This window comes from Hydrococcus rivularis NIES-593, from assembly GCF_001904635.1.
In the GTDB taxonomy this organism is placed as follows: Bacteria; Cyanobacteriota; Cyanobacteriia; order Cyanobacteriales; family Microcystaceae; genus Hydrococcus; species Hydrococcus rivularis.
Window position 1 is genome coordinate 1 of the sequence record NZ_MRCB01000002.1, and the last position, 20,480, is coordinate 20,480.

Annotated in this window: 18 protein-coding genes; 5 read left to right on the forward strand and 13 right to left on the reverse strand. The window is 44.4% G+C overall.

All coding sequences use genetic code 11. The annotated features are described in order from the left end of the window. Together NIES593_RS02340 and NIES593_RS02345 are read right to left on the reverse strand one after the other, a co-directional pair. Entirely contained in the window at window positions 1-264 is a 264-nt protein-coding gene (locus NIES593_RS02340) for a hypothetical protein (RefSeq protein WP_073598063.1), read from the reverse strand. Between the two features lie 22 nt (window positions 265-286). Beyond that, a complete protein-coding gene (locus tag NIES593_RS02345; RefSeq protein WP_073598064.1) occupies window positions 287-769 on the reverse strand; it encodes a PepSY domain-containing protein in 483 nt (160 codons plus the stop codon). Window positions 770-1,165: 396 nt separating this feature from the next. Here NIES593_RS02345 and NIES593_RS02350 point away from each other — a divergent pair, with 396 nt between their 5' ends. After that, on the forward strand, window positions 1,166-1,534 hold the full coding sequence (locus NIES593_RS02350; protein WP_073598065.1) for an EamA family transporter: 369 nt from the start codon (window positions 1,166-1,168) through the stop codon (window positions 1,532-1,534). A gap of 9 nt (window positions 1,535-1,543) precedes the next feature. On the opposite strand, the gene NIES593_RS02355 is transcribed toward NIES593_RS02350, so the two are convergent. From NIES593_RS02355 to petM, 4 genes are all read right to left on the reverse strand, one after another. After that, complete coding sequence (locus NIES593_RS02355; protein ID WP_073598066.1) at window positions 1,544-3,301, reverse strand: DUF6798 domain-containing protein; 1,758 nt, start codon at window positions 3,299-3,301, stop codon at window positions 1,544-1,546. Window positions 3,302-3,361: 60 nt separating this feature from the next. Continuing rightward, complete coding sequence (gene thyD / locus NIES593_RS02360; RefSeq protein WP_073598067.1) at window positions 3,362-4,285, reverse strand: thylakoid membrane protein ThyD; 924 nt, start codon at window positions 4,283-4,285, stop codon at window positions 3,362-3,364. A gap of 200 nt (window positions 4,286-4,485) precedes the next feature. Further along, window positions 4,486-4,878, reverse strand: coding sequence for a photosystem II reaction center protein Psb28 (gene psb28, locus NIES593_RS02365; protein ID WP_073598068.1), 393 nt, complete (start codon window positions 4,876-4,878; stop codon window positions 4,486-4,488). A 98-nt stretch (window positions 4,879-4,976) separates the two neighbouring features. Next, complete coding sequence (petM, locus tag NIES593_RS02370; RefSeq protein WP_015144379.1) at window positions 4,977-5,090, reverse strand: cytochrome b6-f complex subunit PetM; 114 nt, start codon at window positions 5,088-5,090, stop codon at window positions 4,977-4,979. Between the two features lie 151 nt (window positions 5,091-5,241). On the opposite strand from petM, the gene pdxA reads away from it, so the two are divergent. Continuing rightward, on the forward strand, window positions 5,242-6,327 hold the full coding sequence (gene pdxA / locus NIES593_RS02375) for a 4-hydroxythreonine-4-phosphate dehydrogenase PdxA (protein ID WP_073598069.1): 1,086 nt from the start codon (window positions 5,242-5,244) through the stop codon (window positions 6,325-6,327). Window positions 6,328-6,642: 315 nt separating this feature from the next. Then, the gene (locus tag NIES593_RS02380) at window positions 6,643-6,954 is read left to right on the forward strand and encodes an RNA recognition motif domain-containing protein (RefSeq protein WP_015144377.1); all 312 of its coding nucleotides are present in this window, start codon (window positions 6,643-6,645) and stop codon (window positions 6,952-6,954) included. A 166-nt stretch (window positions 6,955-7,120) separates the two neighbouring features. Here the strand turns inward: NIES593_RS02380 and tadA are convergent, their stop codons facing one another. The 3 genes from tadA to NIES593_RS02395 all read right to left on the reverse strand — a co-directional run bounded on the left by tadA (window position 7,121) and on the right by NIES593_RS02395 (window position 10,037). Continuing rightward, window positions 7,121-7,621 carry a tRNA adenosine(34) deaminase TadA gene (gene tadA / locus NIES593_RS02385; protein WP_073598334.1) on the reverse strand — a complete coding sequence of 167 codons (501 nt, stop codon included), beginning with the start codon at window positions 7,619-7,621 and terminating at the stop codon, window positions 7,121-7,123. A gap of 10 nt (window positions 7,622-7,631) precedes the next feature. Further along, window positions 7,632-7,946 (reverse strand): glutaredoxin 3, encoded by a 315-nt coding sequence (grxC, locus tag NIES593_RS02390; RefSeq protein ID WP_073598070.1) that lies wholly within the window; start codon window positions 7,944-7,946, stop codon window positions 7,632-7,634. Window positions 7,947-8,024: 78 nt separating this feature from the next. Next, window positions 8,025-10,037: an amylo-alpha-1,6-glucosidase gene (locus tag NIES593_RS02395; RefSeq protein ID WP_073598071.1), complete on the reverse strand. Its 2,013-nt coding sequence runs from the start codon at window positions 10,035-10,037 to the stop codon at window positions 8,025-8,027. Window positions 10,038-10,091: 54 nt separating this feature from the next. Here NIES593_RS02395 and NIES593_RS25070 point away from each other — a divergent pair, with 54 nt between their 5' ends. Further along, complete coding sequence (locus NIES593_RS25070) at window positions 10,092-10,217, forward strand: hypothetical protein (RefSeq protein ID WP_281250696.1); 126 nt, start codon at window positions 10,092-10,094, stop codon at window positions 10,215-10,217. 330 nt (window positions 10,218-10,547) lie between these two features. Further along, window positions 10,548-12,059 (forward strand): phytoene desaturase family protein, encoded by a 1,512-nt coding sequence (locus NIES593_RS02400; RefSeq protein WP_281250699.1) that lies wholly within the window; start codon window positions 10,548-10,550, stop codon window positions 12,057-12,059. 6 nt (window positions 12,060-12,065) lie between these two features. Here the strand turns inward: NIES593_RS02400 and NIES593_RS02405 are convergent, their stop codons facing one another. The 4 genes from NIES593_RS02405 to NIES593_RS02420 all read right to left on the reverse strand — a co-directional run bounded on the left by NIES593_RS02405 (window position 12,066) and on the right by NIES593_RS02420 (window position 20,320). After that, window positions 12,066-13,943 (reverse strand): serine/threonine-protein kinase, encoded by a 1,878-nt coding sequence (locus NIES593_RS02405; protein ID WP_073598073.1) that lies wholly within the window; start codon window positions 13,941-13,943, stop codon window positions 12,066-12,068. Between the two features lie 114 nt (window positions 13,944-14,057). Further along, window positions 14,058-15,185 (reverse strand): class I SAM-dependent methyltransferase, encoded by a 1,128-nt coding sequence (locus NIES593_RS02410; RefSeq protein ID WP_073598074.1) that lies wholly within the window; start codon window positions 15,183-15,185, stop codon window positions 14,058-14,060. A 137-nt stretch (window positions 15,186-15,322) separates the two neighbouring features. Further along, the gene (thrS, locus tag NIES593_RS02415) at window positions 15,323-17,167 is read right to left on the reverse strand and encodes a threonine--tRNA ligase (RefSeq protein ID WP_073598075.1); all 1,845 of its coding nucleotides are present in this window, start codon (window positions 17,165-17,167) and stop codon (window positions 15,323-15,325) included. A 93-nt stretch (window positions 17,168-17,260) separates the two neighbouring features. Continuing rightward, a complete protein-coding gene (locus NIES593_RS02420; RefSeq protein ID WP_073598076.1) occupies window positions 17,261-20,320 on the reverse strand; it encodes a plasmid replication protein, CyRepA1 family in 3,060 nt (1,019 codons plus the stop codon). Between the last annotated feature and the right edge of the window lie 160 nt (window positions 20,321-20,480).

Here is a 20,480-nt window from a genome sequence, read left to right on the forward strand (position 1 = left end):
TTAACTCCGTTCAAAACCAGGCTTAGAGCGTGTTGCCAATTTTCGGACGAGTCTATTGTCTCCAGTTAAAAGAACCAATGAAACAGGATTGACTTGTTGGTAGCAGTTCATCGCATTAGCTACTGCATATTGTTCTTTTTCTCCCGTTCCTGTATCGCCTAACGCCAGAAAATTTAATAAAGACTGTTGCGATCGCCCTTGGTGCTTACCTTTGGGCAATCGCGTAGCAGTGAGGCAAATTGCTAAAAAGATGGTCTTTAGCAATTCCCATCGAGTTTAGAAAGCGTTACCTTCCAGGATCGTCATTAGTTTTGCGATCGGTATCGGGAACCTGAATGCTACTGCGGGGACGATTGGTTTCATCTTCCTCGTTTTCTTGATTTGCTTGCTCGGTATAAAGGACTTTGCCATTGCCTGCATCGACCATAACTTCTGTTTGATCGATGACTACCTGATAAACTAGATTGCCATCTTCATCTTCTAGTTCGACTTTACTAGCCGTACCGCCTTGAGCAGTTTCTGCCGCCTGTTTAGCTTGCTGGGCAGTAATTTTAGCTAAAGATTGGAGTCGAGCAGCTTCCTGCTTTTCTTCTGCATCGTCTTCTTGGGATTCTTCCTGTTCGTTCTGCTCACCTTCCTCTCTAGCTTGTGAAGTTTGAACGTTATTAGTATCTTGAGATTCTGAGGCGATCGCCAGTCCACTCAATCCTAAAGTACCTAAAGTACTTACTAAAGTCGCCGTCAAAGCTATTTTTACTAGAGTTTTCATCACTATTAAGATCTTCTATCTGGGTTTGCGTTTCCAATTTAGAAAGCAAAGGTCAAGAACTTTACAAGATTTTGAAAAAAACATTCAAATTAGCCCAGCCATAATATTGATACTCAGTGCGAGAATAATTGTATTGAAAAAAAGGTTAACACTTCATGTCTTCCTTGTTTATTTGCGATCGCTGCGGAATCTCCTATTTGTTTTTCTCTTTTTAACCATAAATCCCAAGGATTGCGTAACCATAATGCGTAGTGCTATAGACGACTAATCGAGCCAACTTAGCTTGACAGAGGCAAGATCTGAGTTAGACGAATCGCGATCGCTAAAATTTTTACTGTTAATTCAAAAGTTGCTGTAAATTAGTAATCCGAGGCACTCCTATGAGGACTTGGCATAGTGACCCTAAAAGAATTTGCTCTATTACTGGTTTCTATTCTGACTAGCGTCGCCGGACAATTTTTCTTAAAAGCAGGAGCGTTAAAGTTAGGAAAAGTGAATGCTGGCAATGCCGTTAGTCATATTCTCAGCATTGTATTTACGCCAGAGTTAATCGTTGGTTTATTCTGCTACGGATTGGGCGCGATCGCATATATTCTCTTGCTAACTCGCGTTAATCTCAGCGTTGCCGGCCCCTCGGTCGCCCTAATTTACGTTTTCTCAGTCGTACTCGGCTACTTTATTTACAAAGAAGCCATTCCGATTAGTCGGATCGTCGGGTTGGGATTTATTACCTGCGGCGTTATTCTGGTCGTTTGGCAACGCTAGGCGATTTCCCTACCCCGTTTGTCGTTTGTTTAAATTCAATACCTTAAAGGCTTGATTTTCAAACGCAGTGGGGAATTGAGAAGCTTTTTCATTGGAGATGACCCAATAATCTAGCTTATAGCGAGATTTGAGTTTTGCGACATCTTCATCGCGGAGGTTTTTGTATAAGTCATCGAGCTTTTTCATCGACTTGTTTAAATTTAGCCCCTTTTCGGTAATATCAAAACCCACTGCTTTAAGGCGTTCTACCCAAGGCGTAACAAAGGTTCTATCCCAAAGTATTGCCGAACCGTCTTTCCAATTCATATAAACGGGACGTTTTGACTGCCCTCGGAATTGCTGCCAACCCAATCCAAACTCCACTAGGAATACAGAATCAGTAGAGGTATTCTTTTGCGCCCAATTAGCAATTTCCTCAATAGTTGCGGAAGGGCGGTAGATAATTGCTGATGCTAAACTTTGACCCTTGCCCCATCTCTCCTGTAAGCTCGTTATGCCGACAAAGACAACCCAAAGGGATAGCAGTAGGGCGATGCGGCTAGAACTTCCTCGACCGAGAATATAGTACCAAACGGGATGAATTGCGATCGCGATTAGTGCTACAGCTAAGATAAACGGTCCGACAATTGGATACCAAATGAGAAAGCTTGCGCTCAGCATAATTATCCAAAAGGCTCGTCGCGTCGTTCCTTTTGTGGTTTCCAGTTTGACGGCAAAAGCGCTAACCAAGGCAATGGCAGCGATTCCGTACCACAACGTTATCGCCCTCCCAGGATGCATGACGAGCATCGAAGGCGATTTAGTGACGTAGGCAGCGATAAAAGCATAAATCAGCCACAAAAAGCTAACGCCTGCCCAAATATTACAGAGTTTCGATAATTGTCTCAAGCGATCGCGTTTTTGATAAAGGAAGGCAAGTACTAAAGCTGCGATCGCGCCATACTTCCCAAATTCAATCTTATTCCAGGTCAATGGAAAAAGATGGTGGGGAAAACGAACCTTACTAACTAAATACCACAAATCTTTATCTGCCGCTTCTCGACCGAAGGCAGAGAGGGTAAGAAGAATTCCCGGAGATGCTAATAAAAGAAAGAGCAAAAAGCCCAATAGCCATTTTTTCCAGTTCCGCAGATAATTAAAATCCAATAAAAAGGCAGCTCCTAGATAAGATAGGGCATAGGCTCCATACATACTATTGCAATTAAAGCCAAGTGCCGTCCATAAAGCGACCAGCCAGGGATTTTGTTGATAAAAAGCGGCAAAAGCTAATAAGAAAAAAGGAATCGACAAACCCGTTTGCTCGAAGTAATTAATGACTAGCGCATTGCCACCTAAAGTCGGTCCTTCTAACCCTAACGCCATCAATGCCATCGCCCCAACAACTGCTATTTTGGACTGAGGAGCAAAGGTTTTAGCTGCGTAGCCTGCTGCAAAGATTACCAGCAATCTCTCTAAGACAAAAAGACTCAAAAGTAAGGGTTCTAGAGGAAAAATTCGATTGCCTAACGCGACGAGATACCAAACCGCCGAAGCGTAATAAGGTAAAGTTTGTCCAAAAGGATCGTTTGGATAGAGAGAGGGATCGTTAATATAATGAACTAGCGGAATTTGAAGGGCTTGGTTTTCGGTATAAACGCTGTAACCCGTAACTAGAATCGAGACGAGCGAGAAGATTAATCCATAAATAGATACATCGAAAGCGAATGGAAATTCATATTTAAATTTCAAGAAGCGATCGCTTTTTGCCCAATTCTGTAGATTACTCATCTTTAAACATTTAAAGATTTTCTAGCTTTATTTTGGTTGATTTAAGTCGCGATCGCTACTCTACATCTGGGAAATAATATCTACTAAAGCGGATTTTAGGGTTGGATATCGGTACTGAAAACCAATTGCCTCAGTTGCTTTGGGCAAAACTTGTTGACCTTCTAAAACGACTTTTGACCCTTCTCCGAGTAAAAGTTCTAGGGCAAAATCGGGCACGGGCAACCAAGAAGGACGATGAATCACTTCTCCTAAAGTCTGACTCAACTGACTCATGCGAACGGGATTGGGGGCGGTTGCATTAAATGTCCCTTCTATTTCCGGGCGTTTGAGAGCTTCTGAAATTAAATTAACCAGATCGTCTCGATGAATCCAAGAAAACCACTGACGACCGCTTCCTATTGGACCTCCCGCAAACAGTTTAAAGGGAGGAATCATTCTGGCTAAAGCTCCCCCATTGCCCAATACGATCCCAAACCGCAAAATAACCAAGCGAACACCTGCTTCTTTAACCTTGCTAGCTTCTGCCTCCCACGCTTGACAGACTTGAGCAAGAAAATCATTTCCCGGCGGGCTATGTTCATCAAAGGTTGCGGTTTCGCTCGTGCCATAATAGCCAATGGCGGAAGCATTTACCAGTACCTTTGGTTTTGGCTCGGCTTGAGCGATTGCCTCGACAATTTTTCGAGTTCCCAGTTGACGGCTTTCGAGAATTGCTTTTTTGTGTTCTGGAGACCAACGTTCTGAAATCGGTTCTCCTGCTAGATTGACGACGGCATCGCAGCCAGCTACTTTTTGTTGCCAATCTCCCGATTGTATGGGAGTATAAGCGGCAATTTCTAGATTAGGGAAAGCTGACGCGGGAAAAACTCGTCGAGCACGTTCTGGATTGCGAGTAAAGACTAGGATTTGATGACCTTCTGCGTTCAGTTTTTCAACTAAGCGAGTGCCGACAAATCCGGTTGCTCCTGTAATTACTATTTTCATAGTTATTAGTCATTGGATGAAAGGATTTTCGATTTTGGCGAAGCCGCCGCACGCTCCCGGAAACGCTTCAAAGAGAACGGCGGATTTTGGATTGATGACAGTTAATTGATGACAGTTAGTAGTTAGTGGTTAGTAGTGATTGGTTTCTAATTCCGAGTTCTGAGTTCCGACTTTTCCCTGTCTTCCTGTCTCCTTGTCACCTAATCCTCTGTCCCCTGTCCTGTGCCTTTCTCTTGATATCCCATTCCGTTGGCTTCGGCATAGCGGTGTAGGAAGCGCATAAGTCTTTCCCAATGATCTTCTCGATAAATTTCCAGCTTGCATTCTACTCGGATCAAATCGTCACCATCATCGCCGCCATAGATAATTTTCAGCGAAGCAGGCTCGATACTGATTTCTCCTTCCGAGTCAATTAACCGTAAATCTCCATAGGTTTTTTGGGTAAAACTTTGGAATTTCTCTAGTGCTTTTAGTGTCTTAAAAGTCATCAAAACGCTTCGCACGCCCGTATCTTTGTTTTGACGCAAACTAACGTTTTCTAACTCTTCAGAAAGACCGACGAAAAATTCTATAGACGGATTAGAAGAAGACATTGATATTTATAAAGGAATTTTCTCAAAAAAATTGCTATTAAAAATTTTGCGCTTGAAGCTTGCGAACGAATGTTCTTCAAGCTTCATCTTGGCTAGGGTTATTCTGGCTCGCCGCCTTGGATTTTCAGGAGAAGAAAGCCCCAGGCTACCCCGACTAGCGTTAGAACAATTAATAGTATTGCTCCGTTAAAAAGCATACTTTCAGCACTCATGTTTATCTCTCCTTTTTATTTAGCTAAAGTTGCTTCTAAGAAGATAGTTATCTTGAAGCTAAACGGACTTTAAGCCGACTTTAAGTCATTATAGGTATTGTAAGGCATCGCTCTTCTTCCGACTAACTAGAAATTAACCGATTCTTAAAAGATGTCCGCCAAAGCGAATAGAAATATACACCTACTTCCCCATTTAGCCATTACGATAGGCGATCCAGCAGGGATTGGACCAGAAGTTGTCTTGAAAGCCTTAGCCGATTCATCAATTCGGGAAACTTGCCGGATTACCGTCGTTGGCAGCCGATCGCTCCTGCAACAAACTTATCAGAAATTGCAACAAATCTTTACATCAAAAGAAAAAACTTTAGCCAATCCTGACGAATTCCCCATTCTAGATATACCGATCGATCGCGCGATCGCAACGCAAATTACTGTGGGAACAGGTAATGCAGCTAGCGGAGCAATGAGTTTCGCCTACCTCGAAGAAGCGATCGCCCGTACTAGAAAAGGAGAATTTCAAGGGATCGTCACTGCCCCGATTGCCAAATCTTGCTGGAAAGCGGCAGGACATCATTACCCCGGACAGACGGAAGTTTTAGCGCAAAAAGCCGGGGTGGAGAAATTTGGGATGTTATTCGTCGCGCGATCGCCTCATACAAGTTGGATATTGCGAACCCTGCTCGCAACCACCCACATTCCCTTAAATCAAGTTTCAACTGCCCTAACTCCCGAACTAATGTCTTTAAAACTCGATTTATTAATCGATTCTCTCAAAAAAGATTTTGGCATCGATGCGCCCCAAATTGTTATTGCCGGGTTAAATCCTCATAGCGGCGAACAAGGACAACTGGGAACCGAAGAACGAGACTGGTTAATTCCTTGGCTGGAAAAAGAACGAGAAAATCGCCCTCAAGTCGAGTTAATTGGACCTATTCCTCCCGATACGATGTGGGTTAAACCCGGTCAAGCTTGGTACGGCAACGATCCTAATGTAGATGCCGCCGATGCCTATCTTGCTCTGTATCACGATCAAGGTTTGATTCCAGTCAAATTAATGGCATTCGACAGGGCGATTAATACCACGATTGGATTGCCTTTCATTCGCACTTCTCCCGACCACGGCACGGCGTTTGATATTGCCGGAAAGGGAATCGCTAACGCAAGTAGCATGAAAGAGGCGATTAAGTTGGCGGCGCAGTTGACAAAAATTAAATTTTCTCGAAACGCGATCGCGTAATTTTTCTAAGGAGAGATAATGGTTGACTAAATAATTAATTTGCTTTTGGATTAAAAAATCATTAACCAGAAAAGAGATCATCAATTTTTGTTCCAGCTCGATAAGATTGCTAAGTTGACCGTACCGGGCATTTCAGCAATAACCCATTAAATTTATTCCAGAAAAAAATTGTGATAGAATATGATTATTGATTGAGAATTAGCATTCGGTAGAAGAGTTTGTTGTTTGTGTTAACAGGGTTTTCCGGTTTAGTCTCGGCAGGATTCTCTCCGAAATCTCAATACTTACACGCTATTTAAGTCTAGGAGACAATCCATGTCGATTTATGTAGGTAACTTGTCCTATGAAGTTACAGAAGCCGAACTGAATTCTGTATTTGCAGAATACGGTTCTGTCAAACGAGTTCATCTCCCCACCGATCGCGAAACGGGTCGGATGCGCGGCTTTGCTTTCGTAGAAATGGAAACCACAGCCCAAGAAGCAGCAGCTATTGAAGCTCTCGACGGAGCTGAGTGGTACGGTCGCGAACTCAAAGTCAATCAAGCCAAACCTCGCGAAAACCGCGATACCAGAGGCTCATTTGGCGGTGGCGGTCGGAGAAATAGTAATTACTCAAAGCGATTTTAAGCTGAAAAGCTGAACCTTCTGTAGACATCGCTGACTGTTTAATAAACATAGGGGTGGAGATATTTGTTATCTTCACCCTTTTAACGTTGAGACAATTTACAGCAATTTTCAAGTGGTATCAAACCCGCGTTCGAGCAGGAATGAAAAGCAAGCAAAGCGATCGACCCTAACTTTTCTTGCCCCTTTTCTGGGCAAACCAAGATTGCAGCTGCTCTCGACAAGCTGATTCCATGATTCCCGCCAGGACGGGCAATCGATGATTGGAGGCAGGGCTATCGGGAAGATTGGCAACGGTACGAATGCAACCCGTTTTTGGATCGTCTGCTCCATAAACTAGCAAACCAATCCGCGCTTGAATAATCGCCCCCGCACACATGGGACAGGGTTCTAGGGTGACGTAGAGAGTACAATCATTGAGATGCCAGGTTTGTAAGGCTTGACTAGCAGAGCGAAGGACGAGAATTTCTGCATGGGCGGTGGGATCTTTGTCTCTTTCTTTGCGATTGGAGGCTTCGGCAACGAGATTGCCAGCGCGATCGACAATGACGGCGCCGACGGGAACATCTCCCGCCTTTCCCGCTTCCTGGGCTAATTCTATGGCACGACTCATCCAATGCCTATGAGTTAGATAAGCAATTGGATCGATTTGCGTTAGAAATGGCTCAATTGTCAAGGATTTAACTGACAGGTTGGGCTAAGAGAGAATCTAATTGACCTTGCCCATCGAGACTATAGAGATCGTCGCACCCACCAATATGGCGATCGTTGATAAAAATCTGGGGAACGGTTCGCCTTCCGTTAGCGCGTTGCGCCATCGCGTTTCTGGCTGCTTCGTCGCCGTCGATTTTATATTCAATGAAATTAACGCCTTTCCACCACAGGAGTAACTTGGCACGAATGCAGTAAGGACAGGTTTGCCAGGTGTAAATCTCGACGTTAGCTTTAACCCGTTCTGGATGGCGACCTAAAAGGGAATTGAGAAGATCGAGCATTTTTCTCGCTGTATGATTTTAGTTTCATGATTAGAGAAACTACTCTCATTTTAAATATTGTCGGCGCAGCCCGTCCCCCTACTCACGAATAACCGATTCCGTTGCCAGCCAAGCCCTTAATACTTCTGCAACCGACCACGCTTGAGCTATACAACCTTTAGGCGCAAAGGGTGCATTGCCGTCAAAAATTTCGCTAATACTGCCTACGCCTGCCTCTAGAATATGATTTGCCATCGGTTCTAAAATTCTACGTGCTGCTAGGGGATCGTTAAAAACGCGCAGATGAGCCATAACATAAGCACCCAACAACCATCCCCAAACCGTTCCCTGATGGTAAGCACCGTCTCGTTGTATGCGATCGCCCTTATAGTAACCTTGATACTGAGGGTTGTCAGGTGTAAGGCTGCGCAAGCCGTAGGGCGTTAGCAAAAGGCGATCGCAGATTTCGACTATTTTTCGCTGTTGAATGGGGGTTAACGGACTTTCTGGCAGCGATACGGCGAAAATTTGATTGGGACGCAGGGAGGCATCGTTGCCTTCTGGCGTATCGAGAACGTCGAAACAATAGCCTAAATCCTCATTCCAAAACCGTTGGAAGCCAATCAGCGTTGCCTGCGCCATGTTGTCGTATTCCTGGTAAGGCTGTCCTAGTTGCTGGGCAAATTTAGACAGGGTTCTCAAGGCATTGTACCAAAGCGCGTTAATTTCTACGGGTTTGCCAATGCGAGGGGTAACTACCCAATCTTCCACTTTCGCATCCATCCAAGTCAGTTGTACTCCCGGCGTGCCTGCATAGAGAAGTCCGTCATGAGCATCTAAGTGAATGTTGTATCGCGTTCCTCGACGATGCCAATCGATAATTTCTGCTAATTTGGGAAAGATTTCTTGTAGTAATCCTTCATCTCCCTTCGCTTCATAGTAGCTGCGAATAGCTTCAAAATACCAAAGAGTAGCATCAACCGTATTGTAATCCCCATCGCTCAGGGGTTTGTTATCGTCTGGAAAGTGATTGGGTAGCATTCCCTGACTGATATATTGGGCGAAGGTGCGAATTATGGAACGGGCAATTTCCGATCGCCCTGTGGAGAGGGTAAGTCCTGGTAAGCTAATCATGGTATCCCTTCCCCAGTCGGTAAACCAATGATAACCTGCAATAATCGTCTTCCCATCGGGATTATCGGGTAAGGGGCGATTGACGATAAATCGATCTGCATCCAGTACCAGTTGCTTCACCCACTCAGGTGCATGTTTAGCTGCCGTCGGGTGACTCACTTGCCAAGTTTCTAACAATCTTTGCTCGTAGGCGCGACGAACTTCTAATTGAGCGATTCCATCCAAATCTGGGTTACTTTCTGTAGTGGCGACAACGGTTAAAGATTGGCCCGGTTCGAGGGCAGTGTCATAGGTGGCTATTTTAACTGCATAGAGGTTATCGTCGAAGTGGTCTAATCCGCGATCGCGTTCTCTCTCTAATTCAAATCCGTAGTACCATTCATTGACTGGGGAAACAGTAACGCGATCGGCAAGTATATAGTAAGGAACGGCATTGGGAAATGCATTTACTCGTACCCCCCGCGCGATCGATTCCAAGTGCATGCGCCAGTTTCCCGCCCTAGTTCTGCTGTGATAGTCGCGATAATTCACCAAGACTTTGAGCGAAAGGCTGAGGGGTTGCGCGGCTTCATACACCCTATAGTAAATATAAGTTGTATTCGAGCCGGGTTGCATCCAAATTCGTTTTTCTAATAACACATCTTCTATCCGATAGCGCCATAGCGGAATAGTTCCTTCTAAAGAGAAGCTGTCAAGATAGCGATACCCCTGCGGATCGACTGTTTCGTTAATCCAATTATTCGTAAACAGGGGATAAATCAAGCCATTATAGTAAGCCGTGTCGTCAATTTTCGACACTAATAAAGTGCGTTCCAAGGGAGGTTTTAAGGCAGCGACGAGTATGCCATGATAGCCTCTGGTAAGCCAATTGGCGAGAGTTCCCGACGCATAACCGCCAATTCCATTGGTCACTAACCATTCTCGCGTCTGTAGGGCGTTTAGATCGCTACAGATTTCTCGTCCAAAATCAATCCTCATAGCTTTTTTTGAATGCTTCTTTGAGCGTTCGATCCGACTGGCAAGCGCTTACCTATGCGATTGTTCTGGAGTATTAGGAACAGTAGCGATCGCAGTCGGAATATTCGCTATTTGTCGCGATCGCACTGCCAGGATTTGTTGTTCGATGGCAGACTAATCGCGATCGCTTTGAGCGTTTAAATCAATTCCACGTAATTATAGAACAAGGCAGACTTTCACCAGAAGCCCTTAATAACAAAGGTTATATCAATTCTGTCAATAATCAATTGCAGTTTTTGCTAAACAGTAATACAGTAATTAGGTTAGAAAACCAATAACTATTTAAGGTTTTTGTGAATCTGGATTGGCGGTTATAGAATTTATAGCCGTCATTTTTCTATGATAAATAGCTGTAGTAGCGCGTCTACTTTAAAATAGTGCCAATATGAAGAGTGTCTCGCGTGCCAACCAGATGCTCGCGCTAACGCACAAATTTAATATTGACAATGCTTACGGGAGTCAATTCGGCAGATAACACCAACATTAAGCAAGCGATCGCTTGACAAAATCATGAGTTTAGATGTCATTGTTATCGGGAGTGGAATTGGCGGATTAACAGCTGGCGCATTGTTAGCAAGATATGGCAAAAAAGTATTAATTTGTGAAAGTCATACCATTGCTGGCGGTGCCGCGCATAGTTTTTCTCGTCGTGGTTTTCATTTCGATTCAGGACCTTCTTTTTATTGTGGTTTGGGCAATAAATTTCCGAGTCTCAATCCTCTCAAACAAGTCTTAGACGTATTAGGAGAATCTTTAGAAGTCATTCCCTACGATCCCCTCGGACATTATCATTTTCCTGAAGGAACTTTTCCAGTTTATAGCAATCTGCAAAAATATCGCCAAGAGGTCGCTCAAGTTACCCCTCAAGGCGCACAAGAATTAGAAAGATTTGAGCAACGTCTATTATCTCTTTACGATTGTCTAAAAGATATTCCCACGATTGCTTTGCGAGCCGATTGGCAATTAATTCCTATTTTAATCTCGCGTTGTTTTCCTGCTTTATTAAAGTTATTACCTCAAATAAATATCATTAATTCTTCTGTGGGAGACGTTATGGATCGAGAAGTTAGCGATCCTTGGGTACGCAGATTAATTGACTTGGAATGTTTTCTGCTATCGGGATTAAAAGCGCATGGTACGATCGCGCCCGAAGTGGCTTTTATGTTAGGCGAAAGGACTCGCGTTGGCGTTGAATATCCGGTTGGCGGCAGCGGAGCAATTGTTGATGCCCTAATCAGAGGTTTTCAGCGGTGGGGAGGAGAGTTATGGGTAGGAACTCATGTCGAACAAATTTTAGTAAAATCTGGCAAAGTTATTGGAGTTAAATTACGTAAAGGAGAAATTATTAAAGCGCCAATCGTGATTTCTAATGCGACGATTTGGGATACTTATGGAAAACTATTAAAGCCAGAAGATTTACCCAGAACGTATCGAGAAGAAGCTCTAAAAACTCCAGCGATCGAGAGTTTTATGCACCTTCATTTAGGAATTAAAGCTGATGGTTTGGAAGAATTGACGGGACATCATGTCGTCGTTCATGACAGCAAACAAGATATTGCAAAACCAGGAAATACTTGTATGATTTCCATTCCTTCAGTATGGGATTGCAATCTTGCTCCAGAGGGATATCATGTCGTTCATGCTTATACCTTAGAAGCTTATGAAGGGTGGCAAAAAGATGAAAAATATGAAGATAAAAAACGAGAAAAAGCACAATTTTTATATTGTGCTTTAGAAAAAGTAATTCCAGATATTCGTCAACGAATTACTTTAGAATTGATTGGAACTCCCTTAACGCATTCTCATTTTCTTCGTCGTTTTCAAGGAACTTATGGTGCTGCGATCGCAGCAGGAAAAGGCATGTTTCCTGGCTGCCATACGCCGATTTCTGGTTTATATCGCGTCGGGGACAGCACTATGCCAGGAATTGGCGTTCCTGCCGTCGCTGCATCGGGGATTTTATGTGCAAATACCTTAAAATAAGTTCGTTTACCAAAGGTTTTTTTTGGACGATGATGGCGATCGCGATGAAGACGATGGCGATCGCTTCGGACTTCCTCCCCATAAAGATCTTCTTGAGGATGCACGGCGCACAGACGATTGCACCCGTCGCGAAGAAGGTCGGTTAGATTTCAAGGTTCTGGATGGTTTGGCCCTGCCGTAGGAGGAAACCTGTCGATTGAGGCTATTCTGTGTTGTTTTTCGAGGTAAGGTTGACGAGCGAGACGAATTTTTCCTGGCTTTAGGCTGTGCTTGTTGTTGTGCTTCCCGAACTTGTTGCTCGATTTTGGTTTGAATTTCTGCTATCTTGACATTAGCATGGGATAATTGCGTCTTTACCTTGCCAGCAACGACAGGATCGAAAGGAATAGCCTTTAGATGCTCTCGTACTCTATCCCATTGAGCTTTTGCTTGTCGGTACTGGGCAAGCGTTTTAGCAGCTTCTGTAGTTTTTGTAGCTTCAGTTATGAGCGTTTCTGCTTGCTGAAGTTTTTGTTGGGCTTTCCGTCCCCTTACGACTCTGACATTGATTTGCTCGAAGCGAGTTTGATAGTCTTTTAAAGTCTGTCGAGCTTGTAAAGAGACTTCGGCATCGTTGGGAATAGTTTTTAATTGGGTCAGGGTTTGCTTGAAGCGATCGCGTGCATTTTGCAATTCTTCCACGCTTTGCGCTCGACTGGCTTGAGAAATTGCCTCTTGTCCTCGTTCGACTTGTTCTTGATAAACCGTCTGATATCGTGCATCTGCCGAACAATTATCTAACTTCTTACATAAACCTGGGATGAAAGGAGAGCCAAAACCGATCGCTATGCTGCCCAGAAGCATACTAGCAGCCACTACTCCACCTGCTTTGATGAGTTTGCCACTTTTACTGGGGGTCTTATCTTCGCGAAAGATTTTATCTTGAGGCGGCGGACTGAGGTCTTGTTTTGGTGCTGCTCCAGAAACGAAAAGCGCACTCGGTCGAACAAACGACGACATAATAATGGGCGTGGATTTGCTCTCAGGTGCGGAGGCGGACAAAGCGGCGAGAACTTCTTTTGCTGATTGATAGCGCTCTTTAGGCTTTTCTGCCAGCATACGGCTGAAAATTTGCCTTAAACCGTCGCTAATTTCTACATAATTCTGCCACTGCCATTCCATTGTATGACTGTCAAATAGCTCGGTTGGCGCTCTTCCGGTCAATAAAACTAGAGCCGTGACAGCTAGCGAATAAAGATCGCTACTGGGATAGCACTGCCCCATCCGAATCTGTTCTGGAGGCGAGTAACCCCGTTTTCCTACTAAAGAAACTGCGCCTAACGGGGCATTGTGGCTAATCTGGCTGTAGTACCCATGAGTGACCGCTTCTTTGACAATGCCGAGATCGATGAGGATTGGCTTGCCACGCTGTCTGGAAAACATGATATTATCCGGTGCAACATCCCGATGAATGACATGGCAGCCATGAAGATAATCCAGCACCGGCAGCAGATCTTTGAGTAATCGAAGGACTTCAGCTTCACCAAAAACTTGACCTCGCTCTAAGCGTTGGTTGAGAAGTTCCCAGTAGGTTTTTCCATCAATATATTCCTGAATGATGCAGAATCGTTCTCGATCTTCAAACCAGTTGAGAAATTGAGGAATCTGGGGATGATCCAGTTTTTGTAAGACTCTTGCTTCTCTTTTAAAGAGTTCGAGAGCTTTTCGGAACGTCTTTTCTTGCTGTGTAATTGGAAAAAATTCTTTTAGGACGCACAAAGCGCCCAAACACCGTCGGTCGGAGACGAGATAAGTTCGACCGAATCCACCTCGTCCCAGGAGGGTTTCTATGCGGTAGCGATCGCCTATAAAAGTACCAGGAGATATCTCTAATAAGGCTGTCATATTCAATCGATCGATGATGGCTACAGATGGATTGGTGAATGGGAGACGGGAAACTAGGAGACTTCTGAGACAAGGAAAAGATTTACTTCCGAGTTCCGACTTCTAATAACTGATTTATAGCGTTCGTGCTATTGAAATGCAAGCCATGAGATCGGCATTGGTTTTAATCGCTTGGGCGTTAATATGAGTTATAGTTGCGCGATACCCTCTCTCTTGCAGTGCTTGAATCAGATGCGATCGCTTGGGAAGATCTAATTTTCCCCTTCGTCCGATCTCTGTGAGGGTATAAAAATAAGGAGGAAAATCTGTTTCTGCTTCCATCGTTGCCAGCAATTCTAAGCGTTTCGACCATTCTAACCGTTGGGCAAGAGATTGCATTCGCCTCAACTGTTCTCGGTGATGGAGTTGTCCTAACCACATGGGACCGCTGAGGATTAAAAGGGAGCCATCTCTTTGACAACAGGTTTTCCCTAACTTTCGCCAAGAAACCACTTGATAATCGCCGCATTGGTGGCAGTAGCCAAGAAAGCCATAGTTTTCAGGAGTTAAACAAGGTTTAGCGAGCAAACGCAGCATAACTCGATAGGTTTGACCCGTAAAAAGCGAAAAAATCGGCTCAATTCCCAGTTTTATACTGGCTGCTGCCTGTTGTGCGCTGCCGATGAGTAGCCTGAGGACTTGTTCTTGAGAGGCAGGATGACAGCGAGTGTATGCACCATAGATGCTGAGGCTATTTTCTGGCTGGTGTCCCGTCGCCGTGCGTCCGTCGGTACTGGTGAGATAAAGCAGTCCGCCGATTTTGGTTGCCCATAAAGCGGTATGAAGATAGGGAGCAGCCGAACCAAAACAGTCTACATCGACCAAATCGTAATAATCTCGTCGATTGTAGCAATCGAAAAAGATGCGATTGGCATCGGTGTGGGTTATTTGACATTGACCCGACGCGATCGCATCTTTTAAATTATTCTCTAATACCGGTCTTATTTCTGGATTGCTGTCATTTGCCCAAATCCAATCCGCACCGCTTTCTAACCAGTAGCGCAAAGTCCGCACCCCGCATCCGGTCATTGCATCTATCACTCGCAGGATTCCCCGATCGGATTTATAGATTGCCGCCGCTAAAACGCCTAAATCCCGCACGACTTGACTAGCAGAACGATAAAATGCATTGCCAACTTGAAATTTAGCTTTACCTTCGGTATAGAAAGTGGCACTGACAGAATCAGGAGTCGAATCTGACATTGAAGGTATTGGTTATTAGTTAGCGGTTAGTCGTTAGTCTTTAGGAAAAAATTGCTACTAGCTAGTAGATAGAAAATAAGTTCTCCGTCTAAGATGCTAAAATCCGTTTTAAACGGCAAGATAAGCATTAAATCGATTTAGAAATTAGCGCGATCGCGAATGGCTGCCATTAACTTGTCAATAACGGTCGCGACTGCTAGTTCCCCTAATTCTCCAGAGGCGCGAGTGCGAATATTCAAGGTATTGGATTCTACCTCTTTTGCCCCTACCACTGCCATAACAGGAATTTTTTGCTTCTCGGCATTGCGAATCATTTTTGCCAAGCGTTCGCCGCTGGTATCGGCTTCGGCGCGAATGCCTTGCGATCGCATTTGTGCTGCCACTTGTTTGGCATAATCCAATTGCAGGTCGCTGACGGGTAAAATTCGCACTTGTTCGGGAGCAAGCCACAAAGGAAAATCTCCCGCATATTGTTCGATCAAAATACCGATCAAACGCTCTAGCGAACCAAAGGGAGCGCGGTGAATCATCACAGGACGCTTGCGAGTTCCATCTTCAGCCACGTACTCTAACTCGAATCGTTCTGGCAGGTTGTAATCCACCTGTACCGTTCCCAGTTGCCACTCGCGCTCTAGGGCATCGCGAACGATAAAATCGAGTTTGGGACCATAAAAAGCCGCTTCCCCGATGCCTTCAAAGTGCTCCATCCCCAGAGTTTCGACGGCGTGACGGATCGCCTTTTCTGCTTTATTCCAAGCTTCGTCGGAACCGATATACTTATCGCTATCAGGATCGCGAAAACTCAGTCGCGCTTTAAAGTTCTTGTCGAGTTTGAGCGTTTTAATAACTGACAAGATCAAATCCACTACGTTGAGGAATTCACTCTCTAGTTGCTCTGGAGTGACAAATAGGTGGGCATCATCTTGAGTAAAGCCGCGTACCCGCGTCAGTCCTCCCAATTCTCCCGATTGCTCGTAGCGATAAACAGTACCGAATTCTGCCAAGCGCATCGGCAATTCTCGATAGGAACGCAACTCGCTCTTGTAAATCTGGATATGGAAAGGACAGTTCATCGCTTTGAGTACAAAACCTTGTTCGTGCGCCGCGGCTTCCTCGTTCTCTGCCATCATGGGAAACAGGTCTTCTTTGTATTTCTGCCAGTGTCCGGAGGTTTTGAATAATTCCACTCTGCCAATATGGGGGGTGACTACAGGCAAATAACCGCGTTTAATCTGTTCTTGCTTGAGGAAATCTTCCAGAAGGCTCCTCAATACGGTGCCTTTGGGAGTCCACAAGGGCAACCCCGGTCCTACGAGGTCGGAAAAGACAAATAAGCCTAATTCTTTACCCAGTTTGCGGTGATCGCGCTTAAGGGCTTCTTCTTTGCGTCGTTTGTATTCTTCGAGTTGTTCTGGGGTTTCCCATGCCGTTCCATAGATGCGCTGCAATTGCGCTTTGGTAGCATCTCCGCGCCAATAAGCCCCAGCGACATGTTCGAGTTCGATCGCTTTGGGGTTAATTTGTCCCGTACTTTCGAGATGGGGCCCCGCACAAAGATCCCACCATTGGTCGCCGAGATGGTAAATAGTAATCGGTTCTTGAATGCTTTCGAGAATTTCTAACTTGTAAGGTTCGTTAATTTCTTTGATGCGGCGTTCCGCTTCCTCGCGAGTCACTTCTTCTCGAATGACTGGTAGGTTACGATTGACGATTTTAATCATTTCCTTCTCGATCGCTTTGAGATCCTTTTCAGAAAAAGGTTCTGCGAGATCGAAGTCGTAATAAAATCCTGTTTCCGTCCAAGGTCCGATAGTCACCTGTGCTTTGGGAAATAGCTTCTGCACCGCCATTGCCATGATGTGAGAAGTGGTGTGCCGAATTTTTTTGAGATGTTCCGATTCGCTGGTGCGAGGAAGCCGAATGGGTTTTTGCTGTTCCTCTGAAGCAGCCGATTCGGCGATAGGCTTCGGACCGTTAACCATACCAGTAACTCTTTTTATCCTTTACATTTATTGACTTGCACGTACTATTACCATGATACTTGCAAAGACAAAGTGATTCTATCTCGAACAAGGTCAATTTACGCTTGGGGTAGATAAATCCAAACTCAATTGAATACATTGACGCGATCGCAATTCTTCACAACGATGATTATGGTAGGCTGCCACCAAGTTATTATCTAACCAAAATTCAGAACTCCCAGGATATTTTTGGTCTTTCAATAACCATTGTCTAAACACTTCTTCGCGACCGTCTTTAGACGCAACTATTTGATAGACTCTCACTCGTTTTTGACGATTTCCCTCACAACAGATATTAGTCAATCCATAGCCAATTTCTTCGAGAAATCGCCTAATTATGACTATTGGGCTAGCATTTTTAGCAATTCCCATGCCCATTACTGTTTTAATTTCTGTGCGGTTATTCTTAGCAATTTGAGCAATCTTTTGCAGATCGTCATCTGTATTGCGCAATTCTCTAGATGGATTGGCTAATAATCCTGGGATACCTAAGACTTCCATTGTGCCAATAATAGCTCCTAATTGGGAGCCATTAAAATCAGGGGAAAATAAACTTCCCTGACCTTTTTCGATTAGTTTTCTAGCAACTATTGCATCTCTATCTGCTAGATAAAAACGCCCGATAGTTAAAAAATAATGGAGGCGAATTTTTCGATACCAATTATCATCATCCAGAGCAACGATTTGAGGAGTAATAGGTATGCAATAGCGTTTTTTCAGAGTATATTTTCTTAAAGATCTCCGTTCTGTAATCGTTTTAACCAATCGTTTTTTTAGCTCATGATATTGTTCTTCAGTTAGGTCGTCAGCTAGCGCGATCGCTTCGCATTCTGCTTGATAGTTTTGCTCTCTAACTGCATTAATAGCTTCAGTTAATTGATTTTGACTTTTGACTCTTTCCCAAGCTTCAGCCAGTGAATATCGATCGGGAAAATGGGAAGAAGAAATTTTTCCTCCGTCCTTTATTTGATGTCCTTCTTCCCCTAGCAAGGCAAGCACGGAATCTCGATAATTAATCATTAAAGCATTGACGCGAACTGCCATTTTTGCCCAACAAAATAGCGATTCTGCTTGAAATCCCGTATCGATATCGTCGAGTGCCTCGAAATCGGATTGTTGTAGCAAGCGAATATTCAGTTCGGTTAAACGATGACCGGACGTGAGTAATGCAGGAATAGACGTAGAACCATTTCCGATTTGATTGAACCCATAGGAGGCAACCCAAATATAGCGGGGAATATTCTCTCGAATTCTTGCCAATGCTTGACAGATAGATGTTGCCGGTTGCACGCCTTGAGCAATACTCCAAACGGAAGTAAAGTGTCCTTTCAAATCGATACTGACACCGGTTTCAATGGACGGACTTGCTAGGACGATATCGTACTCAGATAAGACGCGATCGAGATTAGTAATACAGTTATAAGCAGGATGACTCGGTTCTGCTAGAGATTCAGAATCGATGCGAAGAATTTTGGTTCCTGGAAATTGTTTTTTAAAATAGGATTCAAGGGTACGAGTCCCCCATTGACTGGTTAATTTCTGTGCCGAGAGACAAACAAAAGGTTTGCCACCTTCTTTGATATGTTTGACTAAATCTCTTACCAGTCTTTTTGGGTCGCTTTCTGAATAGTTATAGACTTTCCAAGCTTCTTTTTCGGTAGGTTTCCAGTCATTTTGAATGATAAAAGGTTCTAGGGAAATTCCAGCCAGAGAAATTAAATAATCTAGGGAAATATCGCTTAAATCTGCATCGGCAACAAATACTTGTCCGCCACCGCCTAAAACATTTTGCATCAAAGTTTTGAGTGACTTGAGTATGGCAACGCGATTGCTTCTACAAGTATCAGAATTTAAGCCGTGCCAAAGTACTTGTTCGACTTCATCGATAATTACGATTCCATCCGACCAATGAGTAGCATTAAATTGTGCCTGGGAATTGGGGTGCAAAGAGTCGATACATAACCCATATCCCAATACTTGCTCTTGCGGACGATCTCGCACTTCAGTAATGTATTTCAGTCCAAAGCGCTGACAAAGTTCTTCAACCAGTCGAATTCGATGTCCGATAACTAACACCCATTGTTGGCGCTCCCTAGCTCGTGCGACGATCTTTTCTAGAAACTGAGTCTTTCCCGTGCCTTTGGGGGATTTAATGCCGACTAGCTTAGCCGTTGCGGGAATCTCTAAATCGGGAAGATAGCGATCGTTGACCTGAAGGTTGGGAGTATAAGTCAGACGCGCCCATCCCTGTGCTTTCCAGGTATCTAGGGGAATTGCTCTTTGATAAGCTTCATCAAGGGCAGGTTGACCCGCTTTAGCAATGAAGTCGTCAATGCCTTTTCCGAGTTCGGGTTTCCAGGTAATAATTTTGACACAACAGCCTATTTTAGTCAGCAGATACCCCATTTTTCCGATCGCTGCGTTGACCGCTTTGATGGTGTTGGGTTTCCTATCTTGGTCGAAAGCAATGTAAATTTCTCGTCCCGACGCGACTAATTTTTCTAATTGAGGAGTGAGATGGGATTTGCCGATGCGATTTCCTCGTTCGTCTCTGGGAGTGCGATAGCCGTTGTTAATTCCTGGAAGTCCAATCGCTGCATAACCTGCCGTGAGTAACGCGCCAGCTTTTTTCGCGCCTTCGGTAATGCACAATGGGATTGAAGGATGGTTCGCCAGCCATTGCCAAAAACCGAGATCGGGTTGCTTTTTGTCGATCTCTTGTGGTAGGATTTCCATCCCGCAGCGAGCGGCGATGCGCTGCCATACATGCAAAGGAACTCGTAAAGCGAAGATACCAGTGGGCGCGTAGGGCGGATGCTCGTATTTAATGGGTTTGTTGCGATCGCTACTCAGACGAGGGCGTTGTGGTTTAAAACATCCCCAGAGATCGTCGTCTCCGGTTAGTAGATCGATCCCAGAACACCACCATCCTCCTTCTTCCGTGTGTTCGTAGCGTTTGAGAACGCGATCGCTAACTCGCCCATCGTTGCGTCTGGGGATCTCGTCAGAGTAAAGTAGATACTCTGAGGGTGCAGAACCGTCTAATGCAGTTACGTTGAGGCGAATTAGCTGTTCGTCAACACAGCTTTTTTGCCACTCAAGTAGATGGTTCATCCCTTTTCCTCCTAAAACACCCAAGGCAAAACACTACCTATAGCGCTTTGTTTCATAATTTTAGAGCAAAAACACTATATGTGGAAAAAAAATCTCAAGTGCGAGGAGGAATATTATCTACAGTTAGTAGTGATGAATTGCGACTTTTACCTTCTGACTT

Excerpts from the sequence above, each read along its gene's own strand:
- NIES593_RS02355 (WP_073598066.1), bottom strand. The coding sequence starts at position 3,301 with ATGAGTAATCTACAGAATTGGGCAAAAAGCGATCGCTTCTTGAAATTT.
- thyD (WP_073598067.1), bottom strand. The coding sequence starts at position 4,285 with ATGAAAATAGTAATTACAGGAGCAACCGGATTTGTCGGCACTCGCTTA.
- NIES593_RS02410 (WP_073598074.1), bottom strand. The coding sequence starts at position 15,185 with ATGTCAGATTCGACTCCTGATTCTGTCAGTGCCACTTTCTATACCGAA.
- NIES593_RS02405 (WP_073598073.1), bottom strand. The coding sequence starts at position 13,943 with ATGACAGCCTTATTAGAGATATCTCCTGGTACTTTTATAGGCGATCGC.
- petM (WP_015144379.1), bottom strand. The coding sequence starts at position 5,090 with ATGAGTGCTGAAAGTATGCTTTTTAACGGAGCAATACTATTAATTGTT.
- pdxA (WP_073598069.1), top strand. The coding sequence starts at position 5,242 with ATGTCCGCCAAAGCGAATAGAAATATACACCTACTTCCCCATTTAGCC.
- grxC (WP_073598070.1), bottom strand. The coding sequence starts at position 7,946 with ATGCTCGATCTTCTCAATTCCCTTTTAGGTCGCCATCCAGAACGGGTT.
- NIES593_RS02345 (WP_073598064.1), bottom strand. The coding sequence starts at position 769 with ATGAAAACTCTAGTAAAAATAGCTTTGACGGCGACTTTAGTAAGTACT.
- psb28 (WP_073598068.1), bottom strand. The coding sequence starts at position 4,878 with ATGTCTTCTTCTAATCCGTCTATAGAATTTTTCGTCGGTCTTTCTGAA.
- NIES593_RS02395 (WP_073598071.1), bottom strand. The coding sequence starts at position 10,037 with ATGAGGATTGATTTTGGACGAGAAATCTGTAGCGATCTAAACGCCCTA.
- thrS (WP_073598075.1), bottom strand. The coding sequence starts at position 17,167 with ATGGTTAACGGTCCGAAGCCTATCGCCGAATCGGCTGCTTCAGAGGAA.
- NIES593_RS25070 (WP_281250696.1), top strand. The coding sequence starts at position 10,092 with ATGCGATTGTTCTGGAGTATTAGGAACAGTAGCGATCGCAGTCGGAAT.
- NIES593_RS02420 (WP_073598076.1), bottom strand. The coding sequence starts at position 20,320 with ATGAACCATCTACTTGAGTGGCAAAAAAGCTGTGTTGACGAACAGCTA.
- NIES593_RS02380 (WP_015144377.1), top strand. The coding sequence starts at position 6,643 with ATGTCGATTTATGTAGGTAACTTGTCCTATGAAGTTACAGAAGCCGAA.